The organism is Paralcaligenes ureilyticus (genome assembly GCF_004346225.1).
Lineage (GTDB): Bacteria > Pseudomonadota > Gammaproteobacteria > Burkholderiales > Burkholderiaceae_B > Paralcaligenes > Paralcaligenes ureilyticus.
This window is the reverse complement of the sequence record NZ_SMAJ01000007.1, coordinates 155,748-177,362: the sequence shown is the minus strand read 5'-3', so window position 1 is coordinate 177,362 and position 21,615 is coordinate 155,748. Positions and strand designations below refer to the sequence as shown.

Here is a 21,615-nt window from a genome sequence, read left to right as displayed (position 1 = left end):
GGGAAAGCTACAACGAAGCGGACAGGAGCCGTTGGATATTCGGCCTTTGCCGCTATGCCATAACAAGTTAGAAAGGCAATCGCCAAACTACACGCTACCCGTTTGAACAGCCTTTCGGCCACCCCCCAGCACCAGGGCTTGGCGGACCCACCAAGAACACGCGGCGAAATATAAAATGACCAGACAGCTAAGCGGTAAAGCGAATATCTTGTGAACCTGGTAAGCATGTCGAACCCCCATGTGTCATCGGAAAAGAAATTTTCTTTAAGCAACTGCTAAGGTTGTGCACTCCCGAAAGTGCCCGGCGTGTAACAGACTGTCCGCTTAAGAACTCCAATGCTCAGGAGAAGTCGGAAAGTCATGGCTTAAATAGAATTAGAATTCATATTCTTATTTAATGTCGGGATTCTAGTTTCTATAGCCCCCGCTTTATAGTCGGGGTAACCCGTAGTCGCTACAGGTAGCACCCCCGTGACGCGACCCACGTGCGTCACGGGTCCCGTTTCTGGTGGCATAAGCCGGAATACGGCGCACCAGGCCGGCCAGATCAACGAATTAATGCCGCATAACTGGCAACCCGAGATCCTATAATCAAGAATGCACGCCACTAGCATCACCTATCGGTGGCCATCGCGGCTCGTATGTTGCCGACGGTAGGAAGCACCCATCAGGTTGAATTATCAACCCGCCAACCTGCTTGCTGCGTGCCTAAGCATTCTGAGAGAAACATGTATTGAGATAGGAACCGCATAGTGAATGATTCAAATATGTTCTTGGAAGGATTGTGGGCTGCCGACGGGTCGGGAGCGGGGGCGGTACGCCCAGCGCAGCAAGCGCGCAGCCGTGCAAAGCTGATCCGCCTACTCCAAGCAGGACGGAATGCGCTGCAGGCAGGCAGCCTGGAAGAGATGAAGATCAGCGAAATCGTACGGGAAGCCGGTACATCGGTTGGAGCGTTTTACGGACGCTTCGAGAATAAGGAAGGCTTTTTTCTCGCGATTCAGGAAATGGCAATCGCAGAGATCGATGTAAATATGGTGGATTTATTCGACGGGCTCAATGCGCGGCAAGCATCACTTCCGGAACTACTTTATAAGTTGTCCGCATTTTGGGTCTCGCTTTATCGAGACAACCGTGGCCTGTATCGAGCAGCTTTCAAACACGCTTCCACACTGCCCGATGCGTGGACTCCCTTCAAACGCCTGGGTTACCGAGGCTCCGCACAAATTGCTGAAAATGTGCTTTCGCGGACGGAAGAGCTTGGTATTGAATGCGATGAGCATCGCGTAAAGACAGCAATGCAGTTCGTCAACGGCTTGCTCGTCAACTCCATTATCAATGACCCTGGCCCTGTTCGGTTGGACAGCCCCGAAATGGAAACCCATGTCGCACGATTTCTTTGCACATTCTTAGGCGTGGAGCATATAGAGCCGTCATCGTTCGACCGGAACCGCAACGCAAAATCCAAGCGGAGACCCGCATGAACTCAATAGCTATCGTGAAGCCGCCTGTGCGCCTTTCGGGCGCCTAGGTAGCTGCCAAAAAGTAGCGGCACCCCTTGTGGGTGCCAAAAATCCGTCGATAAACAAGACCGCATCGACAAATACGCCAAACGCCCCCTACAGCTTGATGAAATGCTCGCGATAATGCTTTAGCTCGTCAATGGATTCATAAATATCGGCCAGCGCTTCGTGGCGGCTTTTCTTGACGAAGCTTTTATAAACTTCGGGCTTCCAGCGCAAAGACAGCTCTTTAAGCGTGCTTACGTCCAGATTGCGGTAATGAAAATAGGCTTCCAGCCGCGGCATGTACTTGACCATGAAGCGACGGTCCTGGCTTATCGTATTGCCGCATAATGGCGACTTGCCCGAAGGCACGTGCTGGGCAAGAAAAGCCAGCAACTGGTCTTCGGCCTGCGCCTCGGTCAGCGTAGACGCTTTGACCTTGGCAATCAGGCCGCTTTTTCCATGAGTGGACTGATTCCATTTATCCATGGCATCGAGCAAAGCGTCGTTCTGGTGTATAACCAGTACAGGACCCTGCGCGACCAGCGTCAAATCGGGCTCGGTCACAACGATGGCCACTTCGATAATGCGTTCCTTCTCCGGATCCAGCCCTGTCATTTCCATATCGAGCCAAACCAAACGCTGATCATTAACCGCCATATAATTCATCCTCAAAAAAGTCATTTTCGCACACGGCCACTTATCCCCTATGTTCACCTTGCTGTTTGTCGCCTTTCTGTTGACCGATATTGCGCTGCGCCTGTGGCTGGCAACGCGCCAGATCAGGCACGTCACGGCGCAACGCGCGCAAGTCCCTGCCGAATTTTCCGACCGCATCGGCCTGCCCAGCCACCAGCGTGCCGCCGACTACACGGTGGCAAAAACGAAGTTGGGCATGGTCGAACGCGTTGCAGACGCCGCCATACTGGTCGCCTTGACGCTATTGGGCGGTTTGCAGCTTCTGGACGTCGCGCTAGGCCACGCCATCGACAACGAAATGCTGCGCCAATTGGCGCTGGTGGGCTGCGTGCTGGTGGCGGTCAGCCTGCTCGGCTTGCCGTTTTCCATCTGGCGCAAGTTCAAGCTTGAAGCAAAATTCGGTTTTAACCGCATAACGCCCCGCCTATTCATCGTCGATAGCGTCAAAGGCCTGTTGCTGGGGCTGCTTTTCGGGTTGCCGCTGTGTGCGCTCGTGCTGTGGGTCATGGCCAACACAGGCGCCTGGTGGGGATGGTGGGCGTGGTGCATCTGGGTGGTTTTCAACGTGCTGGTCTTATGGCTGTTTCCGACACTTATTGCCCCCCTGTTCAATAAATTCGTCCCCCTGGACAATCCCGAGCTCGCCGCCCGCATCCAGGCACTCGCCAAGCGCTGCGGCTTTGCCCTGCGCGGCCTGTTCGTGATGGATGGCTCGCGACGCTCGGCGCACGGCAACGCCTACTTTACGGGGTTTGGCAAAAGCCGCCGCATCGTGTTTTTCGACACCTTGTTGTCGCGTCTGAACGTCGACGAAGTAGAGGCCGTTCTGGCTCACGAGCTGGGGCATTTCAAGCACAAGCACATCATCAAGCGCATGTTTGTCACCTTCGCGCTGGCCCTCGGGTTTTTCCTCTTGCTGCACTGGCTGTCGGGGCAGGTCTGGTTTTATACCGGGCTGGGCGTACTGCCGCAGTTGGGGCGGCCCAACGACGCGCTGGCGCTGATCCTGTTTTTCCTGGTCACGCCCACCTTCACGTTCTGGGCCTCGCCACTGGCAAGCTGGCTATCGCGGCGCGACGAATTCCAGGCCGACCGGTATGCCGTCGGGCAATGCACGGCCCAGCCCTTGATTGCGGCACTGATCAAGCTCTACGACGACAATGCCGCCACCCTGACTCCCGATCCGCTGCATTCGGCGTTTTACGATAGCCACCCGCCGGCCGTGCTGCGCATCCAGCACCTGAAACATGGTTAGCGCAGCCCGCTTGCAAGGACGCATCATTGCCGCCCACGGGCGCCATTACACGGTAGAACTGGCCGACGGCAGCGTACGCAAATGTTTTCCGCGAGGCAAAAAGGCCGGCGCCGCCGTTGGAGATTTTGTACAGATCAGCCCCCAAGGCGACCATGAAGGCGCAATCGACCAGATCGAGGAGCGCCGCAACCTGCTGTACCGATCCGACGATATGCGCACGAAGCAGTTCGCGGCCAATGTGGATCAATTGTTGCTGGTAATCGCCATCGAACCGGTCTTCTCCGATGACATCACCGGGCGCGCCCTGGTCGCGGCGCGCAGCGCAGACATCGAGCCGCTCGTTATCCTGAACAAAGTCGACCTGGCAAGCGGCGTACCGCTTGCCCGCCAGCGGCTCGCCAGCCTTGCCAAGCTGGGCGTACGTATCATCGAACTCAGCGCGCTGGATCCCGCACATGTTCGCAGCCAGCTGTTACCCGAAATCGAGGGCCGCACGAATCTACTGCTGGGGCAAAGCGGCATGGGAAAATCCACCCTGTTGAACATCCTGATCCCCGATGCCCGGGCCAACACCCAGGAACATTCCGTGGCGCTGGGCACAGGCAAGCACACTACCACCAGCACCCGCTTATATCGCCTGCCGGGGCAAACGGGTTCGCTGATCGATTCTCCAGGGTTTCAGACCTTTGGCCTGTACCACCTGAGCGCACACGAAATAGAGCAAGGCTTTCCGGAATTCACGGCGGCCATCGCCCACTGCCGGTTTTATAACTGCACGCACCGCCACGAACCGGGCTGCGGCGTACTGGCCGCCCTGAAGCACGGCGACATTACCCCCGAGCGACACGCCCTGTACAAACGCATCCTGGCCGAAAACGAAGCTAAAAGCAGCTACTGAAACGATTCAGGAACGATCCGGCGTATTCTGGGCCGCCGCCAGAAAATGATATAAATTGCGTATCAGCGCAGCGGTCGCCCCCCAGATGAAGTAAGGCCCCCAGGGAATAGAAAAATACAGGCGATGGCCCCCCCCGGGCAATTGCGCCCGATGCATCACATGGCCGGCCGGATCCATCAGTGCCGGCAAAGGCACTTCAAATACCTCGGCGACTTCAGTGCTGTCAGGATGAATCGAAAATCCCGGCAGAACCTGGCCAATGACCGGCAACATGGTAAAACGCGTGGAGGTCAGGTATCCCGGCTGGGTGCCTATCACTTTGAGATATTGAGGCTCGACCCCGATTTCTTCCTGTGTTTCGCGCACGGCAGCCGCAACGGCATCGCGATCAAACGGCTCGATGCGGCCGCCAGGAAAGCTGATTTGTCCCGCGTGATCATGCAGATGCGAGGAGCGCCGGGTAAAAATGACATGCAAACCGTCGGGACGCTGCACCAACGGAATAAGCACAGCCGCCCGGATAATATCTTTGCAGTCGGAAAAATCGGATCGAAATGAATCGGCAAATATGGGCTCGACCTGCCAATCAACAGCGCGGCCAAACGCGGAGCAAATGAAATCAAGCTGGAGGGTAGAGGGCAAGAGCGCCGGCAACACCTGGGAGGCTGGCACCACAGGCTGAGTCTGGGGGTCAAAACCCGGCCGGCGGGCTACGCCTTGTCGTCGAGGACCATAAATACGATGCGGCATGGAATCCATAAAACAAAGGCGCCACTCGGGCGCCTTCGCTGCTTAGTACCGGGAAGCAGGCCGATTATTCAGCAACTGCCTTTTTAGCCGAGTTACGAACCAGCTTTTCCTTGATACGAGCGGCTTTGCCCGAACGGCTACGCAAGTAATAAAGTTTAGCACGGCGCACATCGCCACGACGTTTCACTTCGATACTGGCAATTTGTGTTGAATACAGCTGGAATGTACGCTCGACGGCCTCGCCAGAGGATATCTTGCGCACGATAAAGGCTGAATTCAGGCCACGATTGCGCTTGGCAATAACGACGCCTTCGTATGCCTGCACGCGTTTACGCGCACCCTCGACCACGTTTACATTGACAACAACCGTATCGCCAGGGGCGAATTCAGGTTTGGGCTGACCACCGGTCAGGCGCTGGATTTCTTCTTGTTCAAGAATAGCGAGTAGGTTCATGTGAACTCCTGGTGTCATCATGATTGGTCGGATTTGTATGTGGCGCTTCGCGCGTTTACGCATTTGCCGAAACCGCGTGTATTTGCCAAACGTATTTGCCTAAACGTTTTTGTCAAAAATCAGGCACTACAGTCAAAACACACGGTAAATTTTTCCGCCATCAGAGGATGATGTTTGCAAAACCCAACATTCTACACCTAAACGAGGGTGTTCGGGAACCCCCAGTCTCTATAGACATGGCACCCACAAGGGGTGCCGCTACAAAGGGATGCCGGTACAAAGGGATGCCGGTACAAAGGGGTGCCATTACAAAGGGGCCGCCATGGAGGCCGGCGTTAGAACCCTACGGCAACGCCTAGCCACATCATGCCCGGAATCATGGCCCCCCACACCGCAACCAGGCAGACATCAGCCACCATGGAACCCAGGGACAGCTTGGGGGTCTTGCGGCCTTTGCCGGGAGGAAATGGCCATTTGGCGGGAACGCTTTGAGCGCGATAAGTATTCATGTGTGCCTCGCAGGTGATTGACTACTGTTTTTAAATACAGTTATTGCATAAAATGTACTGTACAAAATAACAGTTTAATTTGCAAGCGTTATCTTTCTGCTGGCGGCAATCATGGTCAGCAAGGAGCGTCTGGGGCCAAAAATGGCGGGTGCTGCGGGCTGGATTTCCATTCTGCAAAAAAATGCCACCCACAAGGGGTGGCGCTACATTCACCGGTACGTTTTCGTAGCGGCAGCCCTTGTGGCTGCCATCCATGCAATAACCTGCATCCCGTTTAACGAAAATGGCACCCACAAGGGGTGCCGCTACAAAACCTGCAGGACCCTTTGTAGTGCCACCCCTTGTGGGTGGCAAAACCGAGGGTCAAGACAGTATCTACAAGCTGATCATTTATTAGGCTGAGGCGTAATCCGCAGGTAAGGGCGCACTACCTTGTAGCCCTTGGGGAATTTGGCCTTCAACACCGCTTCGTCTTTAATGGCGGGCGAAATGATCACGTCGTCGCCATCTTCCCAATTAACCGGCGTGGCCACACTATGGCTATCGGTGAGCTGCAGGGAGTCGATAACCCGCAAAATCTCATTGAAATTGCGACCTGTGCTGGCCGGATAGGTAAGGGTCAGGCGCACTTTTTTGGCCGGATCGATAATGAACACCGAACGCACGGTGGCCGTGGTGCTGGCGTTGGGATGAATCATGTCGTACAGATCCGATACGCGGCGATCGGAGTCGGCCAAAATGGGATAGTTCACCGTCGTGCTTTGGGTGTCGTTGATATCCTTGATCCACTCTTTATGGGACTTGGCATCGTCAACCGATAAAGCCAGCACCTTGACATTGCGTTTGGCAAACTCGCCGGCCAATATGGCGGTGTAGCCCAACTCGGTGGTGCAAACCGGCGTAAAGTCCGCGGGGTGCGAAAACAGTACACCCCAGCTATTACCCAAATAGTCGTGGAAGCGGATCTTTCCGGCGGAAGAATCCTGTTCAAAATCGGGGGCGGTATCGCCCAGGCGCAAGGTCGTCATGGTAGTTCTCTCTTGATGGTCGATGAATCAGAAGATACGGGTGCGGGCCAGGCCCACCCAACATATCGCCAGCGGCCTGCCCGGCGGTCGTTGGCAACCGGGCAGATTGCTAAGGTAAAAAACCATTGTGGCAGCAAAGGCCGCGTGGCGGAAATACCGTTTATGAATATCCTTATGTACCCTCCACGGACCGAGCATACTGCGTGGCGACCTGACCTTCAAGCACACTGGCCGCCAGCGCCTGGGCCCGAGGCAAAACATAGGCCGCGTAAAACACACTGGTGGCGAGCTTGCGCGTATAAAACGCATCGGTCGCGCCCGCGCCGATATGCCGCACACACGCCAGTGCCGCGCGCGCCATCTGCCAACCGGCCAGCGTAATGCCCGATAGCATCAAATACGGCACACTGCCTAAAAAGACGGCCCGCAACGATTCGCGGGCGTTGGCCAGAACATAATCAATCGCCTGTTCATAAGCCCCGACCGCCCCGGCCAAGCGGCGCGCAATCAAACCCAGGCCGGCGCCATGGGCGCCTGCTACGGCCGATGCCGCTTCAAGCTCGGCAATCGTCGCGTGCATTTCGCCCGCCAGGGCGCGAGCCACCGCCCCGCCGTCACGCAGCGTTTTACGCCCCACAAAATCATTGGCCTGGATGGCCGTGGTGCCTTCGTAGATGGGCAGGATACGCGCGTCGCGATAATACTGGGCAGCGCCCGTTTCTTCGATAAAGCCCATGCCGCCATGCACCTGTATACCCAGGGAGGCCACCTCAACCGAGTTTTCGGTGGAAAACCCCTTGACGATGGGCACCAAATACTCGTAGATCGCCTGGTGCTGCTTGCGCACGTTCAAGTCGGTATGGCGCCGGCCCTTGTCGCAAGCGGCGGCGGCCATATACGCCACCGCGCGCGCGCCTTCGGTCAGCGCCCGCATGGTCATCAGCATGCGTTGCACGTCGGGATGCTGGACGATGGCAACCGGCCCCTCAGACCCTTCAAGGGCACGGCCCTGTATCCGTTCGCGCGCGTAGTCCTGCGCGTGTTGCAAGGCCCGCTCGGACACGGCAATGCCCTGCACCCCCACCGCATAGCGCGCGGCATTCATCATGATGAACATGTATTCCAGGCCGCGATTTTCTTCGCCCACCAGATAACCGATGGCACCTTCGCCCGCCTCGCCTTTGCCCGACCCGTACAGGAGCACGGCCGTCGGGCTGCCATGGATGCCCAGCTTGTGCTCAAGAGAGGCACACCACACATCGTTGCGAGCTCCTAGCGACCCGTCCTCATTGACCAGAAACTTGGGTACGATAAAAAGCGAAATGCCCTTGACGCCGGCCGGAGCATCGGGGGTGCGGGCCAGCACCAGGTGCACAATATTTTCCGCCAGATCATGCTCGCCATAGGTGATGAATATTTTTTGACCCGACAAGCGATAACGGCCATCGGCCTCGCGCACGGCACGCGTGGCCACCAGCGCCAGGTCCGAGCCCGCCTGAGGCTCGGTCAGATTCATGGTTCCCGTCCAGCGGCCTTCAAGCATGGGGGGGATGAACTGTGCTTGCTGCGCCTTGGTACCCACCGTCATCAGGGCCTCGATCACGCCGTCGGTCAACAACGGGCACAAGGAAAATGCCAGGTTTGCGGAGTTGATGTTTTCACTTGCCGGCGCGGCCACCAGCTTGGGCAGGCCCTGGCCGCCCCACTCTTGGTCATGCTGCAGGCCTTGCCAGCCGCCGTCGGCAAACTCGCGAAACGCTTTTTTAAAACCGGGAGAAGTCTGCACCTTGCCGTCCGCCCATACGGCGGGCGAGGTATCGGCGCTGTGATTGAGCGGCGCAATCGCCTGCTCGACGAAGCGGGCGTTTTCTTCCAGCACGGCATCGACCAGGTCGCCGGTGATCTCTTCAAAGCCCGGCAGGGCCAGAACCCCCTTGAGATCGGCCAACTCCTCGATCACGAAACGGATATCCTGCGTAGGCGCGCGATAACTCATAAGACCTCCAGATTTTAAAATTTATATCCAGGATCTGATGATACCGAATCGGAGTCGGCCCTGCCGCAGGTTTTTGTAGCGGCACCCCTTGTGGGTGCCATTGGCGCAATTAACGTGCATTCCGTTTAGCAAAAATGGCAGCCACAAGGGCTGCCGCTACAGGATGGATGGTTACGTCTTTACCCTCTACCTAAAACCCCTTGGTCAACTGCAGCCAGACCCGCGCCGAGGGGCGATCGCCCGCGATGGTGGGCGTGGCCCCTACGGGAATAGCCACCTGCACGCGCCCCACCCACCGATCCGGCCCCGTCCAATCCAGCGCCAGCCCCACGTCGCTGATATGCGCCACATTGGCGTCCGTCCCATACGGATGCGCATTGCGGCGCACCGCGCCCGTATCGGCAAAGAGCGTCCCTTGCCACTGACCCGGCAAGGGTAGGCGCAAGTCATGGCGCAGCTCGATCGTCGCCAGATAACCCGAGGAGCCCCCCAGTGCCCCGATCTCGTAGCCGCGCAGGCTATTGGCCCCGCCCAGCAGGAACTGCTCGGACGGGTCCAGGTTATTCGGGCTGTACTGGCCGCTGAGACTCGCATACAGGCGCGTGGCAGTCGTCAAGGTTTGAAGACGGGCGAGCGTCGCGTTCCAGCGCGTGTACGAGCCCGCCGTCTTGACCGTGGCCGCATCCGCGGCTCGCGCCTGCGCATTCGTAAAGCTCAAGTGCCCAGGGGTGGCGCTCACGCTCGCCAAGGTGATGCCCCCGCCCCCGAACCCATCACGGCGCGTGCCCTCCAGGCTGAAGGTCGCGCTATCACTGTAGCGTTGATTGGCCAGTGAGGCCACATCGATACGATCATCCAAGATCTTGTGATTGAACTGGAGGCGCCCGGTGAGATTCACATCGGGACTACGAATAAAAGGCTGCGAGAGCCAGGCGCTGGCCACACTCGCCGTGCCGTGCGCCTCCAGGTCCCCCAGGCCGCCCGCCAAGCGGTAGGTCAAGGCCGAGTACGCCACCCCCAGGCGCGTGCCGGAGCCGGTCACGGGCAACTGGTAGGCGAGCCGTCCATAGTTCAGGCCCTTGCCTGAGGTGAGGACATTGGCGCTCAAGAGATCGCCCCGGTGCAAGGGGCTGTTGATATCCAGGTTCGCCCCCAGGCGCGCACGCCCCGTGTAGCGATTGCCCAGGTCGTCGGCGGTGACGCTGCCCGAGACCAGCGGCCCGGCCTCGGCCTGCACCGCCAGGTCCGCCGTGCCCACCGCCGACCCCGGGCTTAAGGTGGCATGGGGATCGACCCCGGGCAAGTCGCCCAAGAGCAGCAGGCGCGAATCGAGCGTCCCCTGGGTGATGAGGTCTCCGGCGCGCAAAGGCTCAAGGACGGCGGCGATCGGGCCGTCCGAGACGCGGCTGTGGTTAATGACCTTGACCTCACCGTAACGCGCTTCGAGCACCGCGATCTGCACCGTGCCGTGATGGATCGTCTGGGGCGGCAGATAAGCGCGTGCGAGCGGGTAGCCGTGAGCGTGGTAGTAGTCGGTGATCGTTTGGGCCAGGGCGTTCAATTGCGTGAGCGTAAGCGTGCGCCCTTCTCCCTTGGCCACCAGGGCGTGTAGGGTGGCGGTATCAAAGCTCGTGTTGCCGCTCACCGTAACGCGGGCGACCGAAACCGGGGTGGTATCAGTCGGGGCCGGTGCCGCCTGAGGTTGGATCGTCAAGCCCGGTTGGGCGTTCGGAGCGGACTCGGGAGACGTGGGCTGCACTTGTTGCAGGATCGCGCCGCTGCCCGGGTAGACCTGCGCGAGGGTCGCTTGCGGCACGACTGCGAACGCCACGCTGGCTAGCGCCAGACTCAAGGTGAGCGGGGAAAAACGAAAGTGAGTAGACTCAGTCACGAGGCATCCAGGAAAATAAAATTAGTACGGAGGTAGCATGCGCGGCAGTGCCAGGCTGAAGGTGTGCACGGGCTCCGATCACGGCAAGCGCACGCCGGACCCCACAATTTGCACAACGTGCGTCGTTAAAGCACCCAGTTTCGACGACGACTTGGAATCCGGCTGTAGTGACGCGATAAGCCAGGCAGCACCGAGCGGCAGAGGGGCGCGCACCGTCAAGGCGCTGGCATTGCCCGGCGCTTGGGCAAAGATGTAGTTCAAGGCCGTCAGGCCGCTGCCGTTAATGGCATACCAGCCGGCCAGGCTGTTCACATCCGCGAGACTGGTCCAGAAAAGCGTGCCGGCCGTCGCACTGGCGAACGTATCGCCGCCCACAAAGCCGGTCACGCTGCCCGTGAATACAGGATTGGCAACGCCGTAAAGGCGGTTGACCGCGTCCGCCGTAAACAAGAGCGTTGCCGGATTGACCGTCAATGCGCCGCTAACGTATTGAATGTCGTAACCCTGCTGATTCGACCAGTAGCCGCTGGGAACAATCGTGTAGCTGCCCGCATTCGTCGCGCCTTGCGACGTGCCGCCATAGGTCGGCGCACCGAGCAGATTGGCATTGGGCAAGCGGGAATACGTCACGCCGTTGCCGCCGGCATAAGCCACCCCGTCATAGGTTTTGGCGGCATTGCTGGCGGTGATGGTGAGCGGAATGAGCAAGTTCTTGAGTAGCGGATAGGTATGGCCGTCGTAGTTGCGCCAGGTGGTGGTGAAATTCCAGCCGGCGTAACTGCCCTGGGCCATCGCGCTAGCAGTGCTGAGCCCGGTGGCAATGAACGTGCCAGCATTCGTGCCTGCACCTTGGGGCTGACCCGTGGCGGCGGTGTCCCAGTAACTGCTGCCGATGTTCCCAGTGCTGAGGTTATCCCCCACCAACCCGCCAATACTGCTGCCCGCGTCTCCGGTGACGCGCCCCGTCGCATACGTTTGCGTGATTGAATCGTCGTTCGCGCCGGCCAAGCCGCCAGCATAGCCGCTAGCGCCTACGGTAACAGCGCCGGTCGCGTACGATTGGGTGATCGTGGCCTTGTTGTCACCGACCAGCCCACCCGCAGCCGCCCCAGTGCCGGCAACAACGGCTCCGGTCGCATACGCCTGCGTTACCGAACCGGCATTGACGCCGACCAGACCGCCGGTAAAACTGTTGGTATCTCCTGTAACCGTGCCAGTCGCATACGACAGGGTAATCGTGCCGCAATAGCAGTTGCTTCCAACCAGGCCACCAACAGCGTTGCCATCGCCCACGCCACTGACATTGCTGGTGGCATAGGCCCGAGATATCGTCCCGTCATTGCTCCCAGCCAGGCTGCCAACGTTGCTATTGTTAGCCGTGCCGATCACAGAACCACCCAGCAGGCCGATATTCCGGATGGTGCTGGGGGCGCTGGGGGCGTCGTCGCCGGCATAGCCGAAAAGACCAACGTCGGCCGCGGCCGATTTAATGGTCACGCTGGAAATGGTATGACCCAATCCGTCGAAGGTGCCGGTGAATGGGGTCGCGAAATCGCCGATCGGCGTGAAGCCCGCGCCGCCGTTCCAGGTGCTTGTCGCGCTCGCATCAATATTGCTGCCCAACGCGTAGTAACCAGTCAAATTATTGGCGATGCCCTGTAAGCTGGTAGTGCTGGTATCGCCGGCCATCCCCAGGGTGGTGATGATCGTGTAGGGATGGCTATTGATAGTGAGCGTATTGCTGCCGCCGGTGAAATCCACCCGGCCCCCAGGCAGGGCGTTGACGGTGCCGCCCCTGACACCTAGGTCGGCGCCATTGGCGGCGGCGGTGTTTAACACCAAGCCGGCGCTACCGCCGGCGGTCATTACCGCGTTAATGTTGATGTTGTTGGCCGCAGTCAGGGTAAGCGTGTTGGCGCCCCAGCTCACCGCATCGTTCACGTTGATATTGCCGCTACCCGCAGCGCCACCGTTGCTGGACAAGATCGTGACACTGCTGCTGCCCAGGTGGCTGCTCAGCGCGCTGCCCGTGATATCGCCCCCGCTCGCGGCAATGGTGTAGTCGTGCGGGTCGATCAGCCACGTGCCTGTCTTGCCATCGGCCGCCAGGGTGCTGATCCTGGCCGCATCGGCCACGTGAACATGCGCCCCCGAGGTTTCAATGAAGCCACCATCGCCGCCATTCGGTGCCGACGCATCCAGCGTGCCCCCTACTTCGGTCGTGCCTGCCGCCATCCCGGCCAACAGCACAATCTGGCCCTTGCGGTTGGCCACGGTCTGCGCTTAAACCACCCCGGTATTATTGACGACGCTGGCCAGCAGGCTATCCTTGGCCCCCGCACTCATCAACACCTGCCCGCCATCGGCCACGATTAGTTGCTTGTTCTCGGCCAGTGCACTGAGTTCGTTCGCATCGACCTGCATGGAAAGCAAGCGGCCGGCATCGAAGCTCAGACTCACCGCGCTCCCCGCGCCCAACGCCGCCGTGCCGCCCGGCGCACGGATCGTGCCCTGGTTCGATACCTGCTGGCCCAGCAAGGCCACGTAGCCGCCAGGCGCCGCAGTAATCGTCCCGTGATTGACCACAGTACCTGCGCCGCTCCCCGTAAAATGTCGCACGGCGGCGGCCAGATCGCTATCGCTGATAGCCAAAGTCGAGGCCACCAGTCCGCCCACGTTGACCTGAGCGCCCGCGCCAAACACAATCCCGTTGGGATTCACCAAATACACTTGGCCGTTCGCATTCAAACTGCCTAGAATCTGGCTCGCGCTTGTATCGGCAATCCGGTTCACCGCAATGGCGGCGGTATTGGGCTGCACAAAGTTCACCGCCTCGTGCGCGCCCACATTAAAGGTTTGCCAATTCAAGGACAAATTCTGGCTGGACTGGTTGACCGTGGTGTTCCCGGCCGTCTGGCTAATGGCCCCCGAACCGGCCGTCACCTGCCCGCCCGTGGGTGCCGCGTAGGCCACAGGGCTTAGCATCGCGCTGCCAACTAAGGCCAAGGCCGCCACCCGTTCGAGTCCCGTCCAGGCCGACGCTCTATGCAGCAACCCGTCCGCACTACGGCTTAACAATCCATCCCTCGCACGCTCACCGAAAGCGCACCGTAACTCACCAACACAATCAAAAAAATGGGGGTGCACAAATTCGTTCCTCTCGTGTTCCGATCACCGAACTCATGTTCTCAATTCAATGCAAACGAACACTAATTATGATTATTCATGTCGTTGTAGCATGAGCAAGTGTAAGTATTTGTGTATATAAAAGCAAGAATTTTTACGGCCCGCAAGCCGATCAGGGCGAGTCAAACAGCGACAACTGCCCTGTTGTCATACTGACGGATGTTTTTAAACTGGCGGGACGCACAAACCGATGCATATCGAGTTCCAGCCGGTGGCGATTCAAGCCCAGCTTGCGCGCTGTCAGTTCAAAACGCTGGCGCAACAGATCGGCCCAGATGCCGGTGCCGCGCATGCGCGAGCCAAAGCCGGGATCATTGCGGCGTCCGTTGCGAAGATCTTCTATGCGGTGCAGCACGCGCTGCGCCCTGTCCGGAAAATGGGTGGCCAACCACTCTTCAAACACTGCTTTGACTTCCCAGGGCAGGCGCAGCACCGTATAGCTGGCGTAATAGGCGCCGGCCCCTCGGGCTTCCCGAAGAATGGACTCCATGGATTCATCGTTAATGAAAGGGATAATGGGGGCGACCAGCACCCCGGTGGGAACACTGGCCTGCGCCAGGGTGCGTACGGCCTGCAGCCGGCGCCAGGGCGCCGATGCGCGCGGTTCAAGGGTGCGCGCCATGTCTGCATCCAGCGTCGTGACACTGACATACACCGTCACCAGGTTCTGTTCGGCCAAGGCCCGAAGAATATCCAGATCGCGCTCGACCAGGGCATTTTTGGTGACGATGATGAGCGGGTGCCGGGTTTCGAGCATAAGCTCGAGCAAACCGCGGGTCAGCCGCCATTCGCGTTCGATGGGCTGGTACGCATCGGTGGCTGAGCCGATATTAATGGGCGACACACGATACCCCGGGCGCGCCAGCTCGGCCCGTAGCGCCTGCACGGCATTGGCCTTGGCGACCAAACGGGTTTCGAAGTCCAGCCCAGGAGAATAGCCCAGGTAGGCATGCGTGGGGCGGGCATAGCAGTAAACGCAACCGTGTTCGCACCCCCGGTACGGGTTGACGGCCTGGTCGAAGGGGATGTCGGGGGATTCGTTATGGGATAAGAGCTTGCGCGCCTGCTCAACCGTAACGGTCGTCTTCAAGCGAACGGGGGCCATTTCTGTAGAGACGGGATTGTGCTGTTTGCTCTGTGTGCCTTCCAGAGAACCACTGGCCTTAATATCGAGACTATCCGGATTTTTTGCCGGTAAACCGGACGATGGCCAGCCATCGTCCACGCCCTCACGGTCGGTTTGCTGGAAACGATGCCGGACGTTGCCAACGGCTCCGCGGCCATGCACGATGCCAGGGGGAGATTGGGAATCAAGGACAGCAAAGGGGTCGATTAGCGCCATGCTATATACTGTATATAATTACAGTATAATTGACAAGCCATTTCTGGCTTATTGCGCTTTGTACCTATCCAAATAATGGTGAAAATGCCACCCACAAGGGGTGGCGCTACATGACGAACATCATCAACGCTAGCGGCGTGGGCGGCTAAGGTGGGGCGGGCGATTCGGGCGCGCCGCGCGCAGAGCCGGCTTCGGGGATGCAAGGCGTGCGCTGTTTGAGCAGGCGCTTGCGAATAGCCCAGTGGGCTATTCGCCCTGCGAGTTCGCACGCCGCCCCGAAGCTGGTTCTGCGCGCGGGAAGTTCTGGCGAAGCCAGAACCGTGCACGTCAGAGCCCGAACCGCCTTAGCCGCCCACGTCGCGGGGCTGGAAAATTCATTCTATCCACGATTGTTTGGTAGCCGCGATGGCAGCCACAAGGGCTGCCGCTACAGGGTAGCCCCCTACAACGCTTTGACCAGCTCGGGAACAGCCTGGAATAAATCGGCGACCAGACCATAATCGGCCACCCCGAAAATCGGCGCTTCGGCATCTTTGTTGATCGCCACGATGACCTTGGAGTCTTTCATGCCGGCCAAATGCTGGATAGCCCCGGAAATCCCGATCGCCACATACAACTGCGGCGCCACGATCTTGCCGGTTTGCCCCACCTGCCAGTCGTTGGGCGCGTACCCGGCGTCAACGGCCGCGCGCGAGGCGCCCAGCGCTGCTCCCAGCTTGTCGGCCAGGGGGTCGAGAATCTTGAAGTTCTCGGCGCTGCCCATGCCCCGCCCGCCCGAGACCACTATTTTTGCGGCCGTCAGCTCGGGGCGATCGTTTTGCGCCACCTCGCGCCCTACAAAAGACGACAAGCCCGAATCGGCTTCGGCCGCCAACGTTTCGATGACCGCCTGGCCACCCTGCTCGGAAACCGCGTCAAAACCCGTGGTACGTACAGTAATCACCTTGATCGGATCGGACGACTGGACCGTAGCGATGGCGTTGCCGGCGTATATCGGATGCTGGAATGTGTCGGGCGAATCGACCGCGATAATATCGGACACCTGCGCCACATCCAGCCGGGCGGCCACCCGCGGCGCCACGTTCTTGCCCGACGCGGTGGCGGGAAACAGAATATGACTGTAGTTCTGAGCAACAGCCAGCACTTGCGCCGCGACATTCTCGGCCAGCCCTTCGGCCAAGTGAGGCGCATCGGCCAGCAAAACCTTGGCCACCCCGGCGACTTTCGATGCCTGGTCGGCCACAACCTGGGCGCCGCTGCCGGCAACCAGCACATGCACGTCGCCACCCATCTTCGCCGCTGCCGCCACGGTATTTCTCGTGGCCACTTTCAAGTGTGAATTGTCGTGTTCAGCTATTACAAGAATCGTCATGATCAAATCACCTTGGCTTCGTTTTTGAGTTTTTCAACCAGCGCCGCCACGTCGGGAACCGTAACGCCCGCAGAGCGCGCCGGGGGCTCGGATACTTTCAGCGTTTTCAATCGCGGCGTTACATCAACGCCCAGCGCTTCGGGCGTGATCGTATCGAGCGTCTTTTTCTTCGCCTTCATGATGTTGGGCAAGGTGACGTAGCGCGGCTCGTTCAGGCGCAGATCGGTGGTGATAATGGCCGGAAGCTTGAGCGACAGTGTTTCCAGGCCGCCATCGACTTCACGGGTGACCGCAACCGTATCGCCCGCCAGCTCGACTTTGCTGGCGAAAGTGGCTTGCGGCCAGCTCAGCAACGCGGCCAGCATCTGACCCGTTTGATTGGCATCGTCATCAATAGCCTGTTTGCCCAGGATGACCAATTGCGGCTGCTCTTTATCGACCAAAGCACGCAGCAACTTGGCGACCGCCAAAGGCTGGAGCGCCACATCGGTTTGCACCAAAACCGCGCGGTCGGCGCCAATGGCCATGGCCGTGCGCAGGGTTTCCTGGCATTGCGCCACACCGCAGGACACCGCTACGACTTCAGCAACCAGCCCTTTTTCTTTCAGGCGCATTGCTTCTTCGAGAGCAATTTCGTCAAAGGGATTCATGGACATCTTCACATTGGCGATATCCACGCCGCTTTGATCAGACTTGACGCGCACTTTAACGTTGAAATCAACGACACGCTTGACAGGCACCAGCACCTTCATCGAAGCATTCTCCAGAGAAATAAAAAACGGCTCGCACTCATGTTGCCATCACGCATAGGGCATAGCGCCCGTCAGACCAGGCGCAGCGATTCGGGAACCAGAGTGGAAAATTGATGTAGATTCTAGCATTCTACAGCCTGGCCAACGCCTTGATATGCGCCACGGCGCTACGCCCCAACGCAGACAGGTTATAGCCGCCTTCGAGAAAGCTGACGATCCGCCCCTGTGCCGTTTTATCGGCCAGCGCAACAATCTGCTCGGTCATCCAGGCATAGTCGGACTCGACCATGCCCAACTGCGCCATATCGTCTTCGCGATGCGCATCGAACCCGGCCGACACAAAAATGAATTCGGGTTCGAAAGCCTGCAACCTAGGCAACCAGATATCGCTCATCAATTGCCGCAAGGCGGCGCCGGCGGTATAGGCCGGAACCGGGATGTTCACCATGTTGCTCGCCACTTTCCCGGCGCCGCAATGCGGGTAAAAAGGATGCTGGAAAAAACTGCACATCAACACCCGGTCGTCGCCCGCAAACATTTCTTCGGTACCGTTGCCGTGATGCACATCAAAATCGATGATCGCGACCCGCGCCAGCGCATAGTTGTCCAGCGCATGGGCTACGGCCACGGCCAGGTTATTAAAAATGCAAAACCCCATGGCCTCGCCCGGACGCGCATGATGCCCAGGCGGGCGCACTGAACAAAACGCCGTGCTGGCCTCGCCGCGCATAATCGCATCAACCCCCACCAGACCGGCGCCTGCGGCCATCCACGCCGCTTCCAGCGTATGCGGATTCATCAGCGTGTCCGGATCCAGCTCAAAGTAAGTACCGGCGCGAGTGGGCGAATGCGCATCCAGGTACTCAAGATACCGCCGCGTATGCACACGCAGCACATCGGCGCGGCCGGCCCTGACGGCCTGCCTTTCGTCCAGAAAGCCAAGCACGCCGCTTGCCAGCAATTGATCATTGATCGCGTCCAGGCGCTCCGGACACTCGGGGTGCGATGGGCCCATTTCATGCAAGCGGCAAGAGGGGTGGGTAATATAGAGGGTCTGCATAAGGATGATTATGTTCAAACCTGCCCGTATATTGCAAGCGACCTTGCTAATTACCCTGCTCGGAGGCTGCGCCACAACCAAAACGGCCCCCTCGCCGGCCCAGCCCCAGGCACCGATCCAGACGCAAGCTCAACTACGCGGAGACAACGGCGAACAGCCCTCCATCAAGGCAGGCAGATCGATCAACAGCGCTGAAGGGTTCACCGACGCCCGCGGCCAGCTCAAGCCCGACATACAAGCGTATGCCCGCGAAGTCGCACAAACCCGCCAAGTGCCGCTCGCCCGGGTCGAAACGCTGCTTAAAAGCGCCCGCTACAACGCGACCGTAGCCAGATTGATGACGCCCGGGAAAACCCGGCTGCGCCGCAGCTGGGTAACTTACCGCAAACGTTTTGTCGAACCCATACGCATCAAGGCTGGAACGGCCTTCTGGAACGAGAACCGCGCGGCGCTCGATCGGGCGAGCCGCCAATATGGCGTGTCGCCATCGATTATCGTCGCCATTATCGGCGTCGAAACCATCTATGGACGCCAGACCGGCGATTTTGCCGTGCTCGACGCGCTGGCCACCTTGGGATTCCGCTTTCCGGACTCGACACGCCCCGAACGCAGCCAGCTATTTCGCGACCAATTGGCCGATCTGATCCAGTTGGACAATGAGAAAAAACTGAACGCGCTCGATGTGGAAGGTTCGTACGCCGGCGCCATCGGCCTGCCTCAGTTCATGCCGGGCAGCATCCTGCGCTTTGCCGTAGACGGCGACGGCAGCGGGCACATCGATTTGGCTAGCAATGCCACGGACGCGATCCTGTCGGTCGCCAACTACTTGCGCGAGCACGGTTGGGTGCCGGGCCTGCCGGTCTTTGCGCCGGTCGTTCTGCCCGCCGACGCCGGCTCGCTGGTCGCAGGCGGGCTCAAGCCCAGCCTTAGCTGGCCCGAGCTTAGCGCCAAAGGCGCCCGCGTGCGGCCGGACGCGCGCAACACCGCCTGGGAGAAATATCCCGTCGGGGTCGTAGACCTGATCGACGAGCCGCGCAACCTGAACGAATACCGCACCGGAACGCCGAATTTCTTCGCCATCACCCATTACAACCACAGCTACTTCTATGCCGCTTCAGTGGCCGACCTGGCGACGGCCATTGCCGAGCGCGTGGGAAGCGCCGGGCCTAATTGAATAACGGCCAGGGGCCGATCCAGGTGCGCCGGTATCAGTTGAATACGCCAGTAGACAAATAGCGATCGCCACGGTCGCACACAATGAACACGATGGTGGCGTTTTCCACCCGGGCGGCGACTCGCAAGGCCGCCACCAGGGCACCAGCGGACGAAATTCCGCCGAAGATCCCCTCTTCGCTCGCCAGCCGGCGCGCCATGTTTTCGGCGTCCGCCTGATCGATCAGTTCAAAGGCATCGACCTTGGAAGGATCATAGATTTTGGGCTGGTAGGCCTCGGGCCATTTGCGAATGCCGGGGATTTGCGACCCTTCGGCCGGCTGCGCACCGATTATCTGAATCTTTGAATTTTTCGAACGCAGATAAGTGGCCATGCCCATGATCGTGCCGGTCGTCCCCATGGCGCTGACAAAGTGCGTAATGCGGCCGTCGGTCTGCTGCCATAACTCCGGGCCTGTTGTTTCAATGTGGGCCAGAGTATTGTCCGGATTGGCAAACTGATCGAGCACCTTGCCTTTGCCCTCGGCCTGCATCTCCAGAGCCAGGTCACGAGCGTATTCCATGCCCCCCTGCTTGGCGGGGGTAAGGATTAGCTGCGCGCCATAAGCGGTCATGGCCGCACGCCGCTCGAGCGTGAGGTTATCGGGCATGATCAAAACCATTTTGTAGCCGCGCACCGCCGCCGTCATTGCCAGCGCAATGCCGGTATTGCCACTGGTGGCTTCGATAAGCGTATCGCCAGGCTTGATGTCGCCGCGTTCTTCGGCGCGCCGAATCATGGAACGGGCCGCCCTGTCCTTGACCGAGCCTGCCGGATTATTGCCCTCGAGCTTGGCCAGAATGACATTGCCGCGCGGTTCGCCAGCGGCGCCCGGAATACGTTGCAAACGCACCAGCGGCGTGGCGCCTACGGTGTCTTCGATAGTGGGGTATTTTTTCATGCAGAAATCATACACCGAACAAGGCTGCGGCCCTAAAACCATGGCACCCACAAGGGGTGCCCCTACACCCGCTACGGCCACGTATTTGTAGCGGCACCCCTTGTGGGTGCCATCGTGGTTTACGCAGGCGCCTCCTGCAGACGCCCGCATATTGGCAATTACCCTCCTCTGCAAAACCACAATCAACGCCATAACAACCCGGCTCTTTATTTGGCAGGCTTGCCTGCCGGTTTTCGCGCTGGTTTATTTTTGCCCGACAACGCCGACGAACCGGCCTGCGATTTAGCATCGCCCGCCGAAACAAGCGGCACAGCGCCTGCGGTGATCGCCGAGACGCCGCCGGCCGCTCCCACTGTTAACCCGGCGGCCTGCAACGTAGCGGCTTTTTTCGGGCCTATGCCTTTGACCCGTTCGGACAGATCATCGAAAGATTCATACTTGCCGCCGCGCACACGTTCTTCGATGATGATTTGTGCTGTTTTCGGACCTATGCCGCGCACCGATTCAAGCTGCGCCTGCGTGGCCGCATTGGCGTCAACAGCGTAGGCAGTGCCGGATAACGCCAAGCCCGCAGCCAATCCTATCGCGCCCACTACGGGCCGCCAAAACGGCCGCGTCGGCCGCAAACGCGACGCGGGGCGAGAGGAATGGCTGCCGTGGATGAGCGGCAGGCACGTTTTTGCGGCAGTCCTAGTGACTGCCATTTCCTTATCGGTCAGCGGGCGGGCTACGGTGGATTCAGTGAAGGGATTCATGATGAGTCTCCGAAGAATGGAATGAATATGGAAACCCAGGATTTCCATA

19 protein-coding genes are annotated in these 21,615 nt (G+C 59.3%); 4 read left to right on the top strand and 15 right to left on the bottom strand.

Features of this window, described 5'->3' with window-relative positions:
• The first annotated feature begins 752 nt into the window (after nt 1-752).
• A complete protein-coding gene (locus EDC26_RS11470) occupies nt 753-1,484 on the top strand; it encodes a TetR/AcrR family transcriptional regulator (RefSeq protein ID WP_132582666.1) in 732 nt (243 codons plus the stop codon).
• A gap of 135 nt (nt 1,485-1,619) precedes the next feature.
• Here the strand turns inward: EDC26_RS11470 and orn are convergent, their stop codons facing one another.
• A complete protein-coding gene (gene orn / locus EDC26_RS11465) occupies nt 1,620-2,165 on the bottom strand; it encodes an oligoribonuclease (protein ID WP_132582665.1) in 546 nt (181 codons plus the stop codon).
• 49 nt (nt 2,166-2,214) lie between these two features.
• Here orn and EDC26_RS11460 point away from each other — a divergent pair, with 49 nt between their 5' ends.
• Both EDC26_RS11460 and rsgA read left to right on the top strand, forming a co-directional pair.
• Complete coding sequence (locus tag EDC26_RS11460; RefSeq protein WP_132582663.1) at nt 2,215-3,459, top strand: M48 family metallopeptidase; 1,245 nt, start codon at nt 2,215-2,217, stop codon at nt 3,457-3,459.
• Nucleotides 3,452-4,357, top strand: a complete 906-nt coding sequence (rsgA, locus tag EDC26_RS11455; protein WP_132582661.1) for a ribosome small subunit-dependent GTPase A — start codon at nt 3,452-3,454, stop codon at nt 4,355-4,357. The genes EDC26_RS11460 and rsgA overlap by 8 nt, the downstream gene beginning before the upstream one ends.
• Nucleotides 4,358-4,363: 6 nt before the next feature.
• On the opposite strand, the gene EDC26_RS11450 is transcribed toward rsgA, so the two are convergent.
• The 12 genes from EDC26_RS11450 to EDC26_RS11400 form a co-directional block, all read right to left on the bottom strand.
• Complete coding sequence (locus EDC26_RS11450; protein ID WP_132582659.1) at nt 4,364-5,107, bottom strand: CoA pyrophosphatase; 744 nt, start codon at nt 5,105-5,107, stop codon at nt 4,364-4,366.
• Between the two features lie 64 nt (nt 5,108-5,171).
• Nucleotides 5,172-5,561, bottom strand: a complete 390-nt coding sequence (gene rplS / locus EDC26_RS11445) for a 50S ribosomal protein L19 (RefSeq protein WP_132582657.1) — start codon at nt 5,559-5,561, stop codon at nt 5,172-5,174.
• Nucleotides 5,562-5,896: 335 nt separating this feature from the next.
• Nucleotides 5,897-6,070, bottom strand: coding sequence for a hypothetical protein (locus tag EDC26_RS20155; RefSeq protein ID WP_165931005.1), 174 nt, complete (start codon nt 6,068-6,070; stop codon nt 5,897-5,899).
• Nucleotides 6,071-6,456: 386 nt separating this feature from the next.
• Nucleotides 6,457-7,098, bottom strand: coding sequence for a peroxiredoxin (locus EDC26_RS11440; protein ID WP_132582655.1), 642 nt, complete (start codon nt 7,096-7,098; stop codon nt 6,457-6,459).
• 172 nt (nt 7,099-7,270) lie between these two features.
• Nucleotides 7,271-9,094 (bottom strand): acyl-CoA dehydrogenase, encoded by a 1,824-nt coding sequence (locus EDC26_RS11435; RefSeq protein ID WP_132582653.1) that lies wholly within the window; start codon nt 9,092-9,094, stop codon nt 7,271-7,273.
• A gap of 190 nt (nt 9,095-9,284) precedes the next feature.
• Nucleotides 9,285-10,985, bottom strand: coding sequence for a ShlB/FhaC/HecB family hemolysin secretion/activation protein (locus EDC26_RS11430; protein WP_165931004.1), 1,701 nt, complete (start codon nt 10,983-10,985; stop codon nt 9,285-9,287).
• Between the two features lie 78 nt (nt 10,986-11,063).
• Nucleotides 11,064-13,259, bottom strand: coding sequence for a beta strand repeat-containing protein (locus tag EDC26_RS11425; protein ID WP_132582651.1), 2,196 nt, complete (start codon nt 13,257-13,259; stop codon nt 11,064-11,066).
• 9 nt (nt 13,260-13,268) lie between these two features.
• Nucleotides 13,269-13,970, bottom strand: coding sequence for a two-partner secretion domain-containing protein (locus EDC26_RS11420; RefSeq protein ID WP_132582649.1), 702 nt, complete (start codon nt 13,968-13,970; stop codon nt 13,269-13,271).
• Nucleotides 13,971-14,283: 313 nt separating this feature from the next.
• Complete coding sequence (locus EDC26_RS11415) at nt 14,284-15,513, bottom strand: PA0069 family radical SAM protein (RefSeq protein ID WP_132582647.1); 1,230 nt, start codon at nt 15,511-15,513, stop codon at nt 14,284-14,286.
• A 442-nt stretch (nt 15,514-15,955) separates the two neighbouring features.
• Nucleotides 15,956-16,885 (bottom strand): electron transfer flavoprotein subunit alpha/FixB family protein, encoded by a 930-nt coding sequence (locus EDC26_RS11410; RefSeq protein ID WP_132582645.1) that lies wholly within the window; start codon nt 16,883-16,885, stop codon nt 15,956-15,958.
• A 2-nt stretch (nt 16,886-16,887) separates the two neighbouring features.
• Nucleotides 16,888-17,637: an electron transfer flavoprotein subunit beta/FixA family protein gene (locus EDC26_RS11405; RefSeq protein WP_132582643.1), complete on the bottom strand. Its 750-nt coding sequence runs from the start codon at nt 17,635-17,637 to the stop codon at nt 16,888-16,890.
• A gap of 130 nt (nt 17,638-17,767) precedes the next feature.
• A complete protein-coding gene (locus EDC26_RS11400) occupies nt 17,768-18,697 on the bottom strand; it encodes a histone deacetylase family protein (RefSeq protein WP_132582730.1) in 930 nt (309 codons plus the stop codon).
• A gap of 10 nt (nt 18,698-18,707) precedes the next feature.
• Between EDC26_RS11400 and mltB the strand changes: the two genes are divergently transcribed.
• On the top strand, nt 18,708-19,871 hold the full coding sequence (mltB, locus tag EDC26_RS11395; RefSeq protein WP_132582641.1) for a lytic murein transglycosylase B: 1,164 nt from the start codon (nt 18,708-18,710) through the stop codon (nt 19,869-19,871).
• Nucleotides 19,872-19,905: 34 nt separating this feature from the next.
• Here the strand turns inward: mltB and cysM are convergent, their stop codons facing one another.
• Both cysM and EDC26_RS11385 read right to left on the bottom strand, forming a co-directional pair.
• Entirely contained in the window at nt 19,906-20,811 is a 906-nt protein-coding gene (gene cysM / locus EDC26_RS11390) for a cysteine synthase CysM (RefSeq protein WP_132582639.1), read from the bottom strand.
• 206 nt (nt 20,812-21,017) lie between these two features.
• Nucleotides 21,018-21,566 carry a ComEA family DNA-binding protein gene (locus EDC26_RS11385; protein ID WP_132582637.1) on the bottom strand — a complete coding sequence of 183 codons (549 nt, stop codon included), beginning with the start codon at nt 21,564-21,566 and terminating at the stop codon, nt 21,018-21,020.
• Nucleotides 21,567-21,615 lie beyond the last annotated feature (49 nt).